Here is a 1624-nt window from a genome sequence, read left to right as displayed (position 1 = left end):
ATATCCTATGATCCGCAACTGACCGTTGGTGAATATCCCATCCTCAAAGCCTTTCTTAGCTTCGATGGCTGACTATATTCCCGGCTGCGGATCACAGGTACCTAAGCCACCGGTAACTGTGCGTTTGTTTGTATTTCCAGAACCAACGGCATGGCTGGTAAAGAACAGCTACTGAAAAAATCCAGATCAGGTAAACTACGGGCAGCGAGAACCCGAAATTGACCGGCCTGAAATAGAATGGCATGGGAAAAGCTGCGATCTCGTTGGCGCCATGGCCCGTTGCGAAAAAAGCGATGACCAGCAAGGTATGCAGCAGGTAAAAATGAAGGAGGTAATAAAAGAAAGGCACCCTGCCATACGTACGCAGCATGCCGGCGATGCGCCCGCGCAAATGCTCTGAGACCGCCAGGAACAGCAACGCCGGGCCAAGCATCAGGCAGGTGTACTGAAGAGAGGGCGGGTATTTACTTACGTTCAAGAACGACAGGATATTGGGCAGTATTGCTCCAAAATCTCTTCGCGGTGCAGGATCGCCGTAGCCGTTTATCAGCCTCAATATTACAAATAGCAACAGCAAGGCAGCTCCGCTGATGAGAAGGTATTGCTTCCTCTTCGCCGGGTTAAAATCTTTCTTGTACCAGGCTCCGGCAGCGTAGCCCATAAACATAATGCCTGTCCAGGGAAGAATGCTGTAAAACACGCCGATCAAATGCTTGTCATCCACCGGTATCACTGTGCCGAAAGCGGTCAGCAGTATCTTGATGAGGTTGCCTGATATGCCGTTCTGCGGCAGACTTATCCAGTCCGTGAGATTATGTCCAAGCACAAGTACCAGCCCGGTAATTAATATTGCCTTATAAGAAGTTCTGAAAAAGCTAAGCAGCAGCATGCTGCAGCCAATGGCCCAGATCACCTGCAGGATGATAAAGTTGTAAAATGGGTTAAACGTCAAGCCCAATGTTACAAGCACAATTTCTACGATAATGAGCCACAGCCCACGCTTCCTTAAAAACACTGTGGCTTCTTTTACGGGTTTATGCTGTGATGAAATGAACGCAGATAAGCCTGACAGGAATACGAACACGGGAGCACAAAAGTGTGTGATTCACCGGGTGAAGAAGAGAGGGATGGTAGTAGCGGCAGGGTCAAGCGGATTAGCAGTCATCGCGGTTATATGAAAGAAATCCCTGCTGTGATCCAGCGCCATTATAATCATGACCACACCTCTTACAATATCAATGGAATGGAAACGCGCTGTCGGTTTCATAATTTATGGTTAGCTATTCAGGATATGTTTGCTGCACAAACAATTTACCGGGTTATTAAAGCTGTTAGAATGAATGTAGAAACTAAGTTAGTTCAAAGTAAGTTAGGATCATTAAAATCAGCCCGGAAATTATTTAATATACAAGAAGCCTATGGCAATTACCTTTAGGATAACACTCAAATATTGATAAACCTTATATATGAATATAGTTACAATGCACGTTGGCAATCTGGCATAATCAGGTGTTTAGGGTTGAAACTATAGGTGATGTCCATCGCCCAAACCTGGTTGGAACGTGTGACGGCAAGGTTTTTCAGCAGATATGGAAAGACTTCGTGCCCTTTTCCCTTGCCCTTA

The 1624-nt window shown here is 46.1% G+C and carries 2 protein-coding genes; both read right to left on the bottom strand.

All coding sequences use genetic code 11. The features are described 5' to 3' along the window. Window positions 1-91 precede the first annotated feature (91 nt). Window positions 92-1105 carry a DUF1624 domain-containing protein gene (locus tag OD355_RS13770; RefSeq protein WP_382303520.1) on the bottom strand — a complete coding sequence of 338 codons (1014 nt, stop codon included), beginning with the start codon at window positions 1103-1105 and terminating at the stop codon, window positions 92-94. After that, window positions 1106-1267 (bottom strand): hypothetical protein, encoded by a 162-nt coding sequence (locus OD355_RS13765; RefSeq protein ID WP_263039073.1) that lies wholly within the window; start codon window positions 1265-1267, stop codon window positions 1106-1108. Window positions 1268-1624: the final 357 nt, after the last annotated feature.

It is taken from the genome of Haoranjiania flava, from assembly GCF_025631005.1.
GTDB classification, from domain to species: domain Bacteria; phylum Bacteroidota; class Bacteroidia; order Chitinophagales; family Chitinophagaceae; genus Haoranjiania; species Haoranjiania flava.
This window is presented reverse-complemented; position numbering and strand designations above follow the sequence as displayed.

Excerpts from the sequence above, each read along its gene's own strand:
- OD355_RS13765 (WP_263039073.1), bottom strand. The coding sequence starts at position 1,267 with ATGAAACCGACAGCGCGTTTCCATTCCATTGATATTGTAAGAGGTGTG.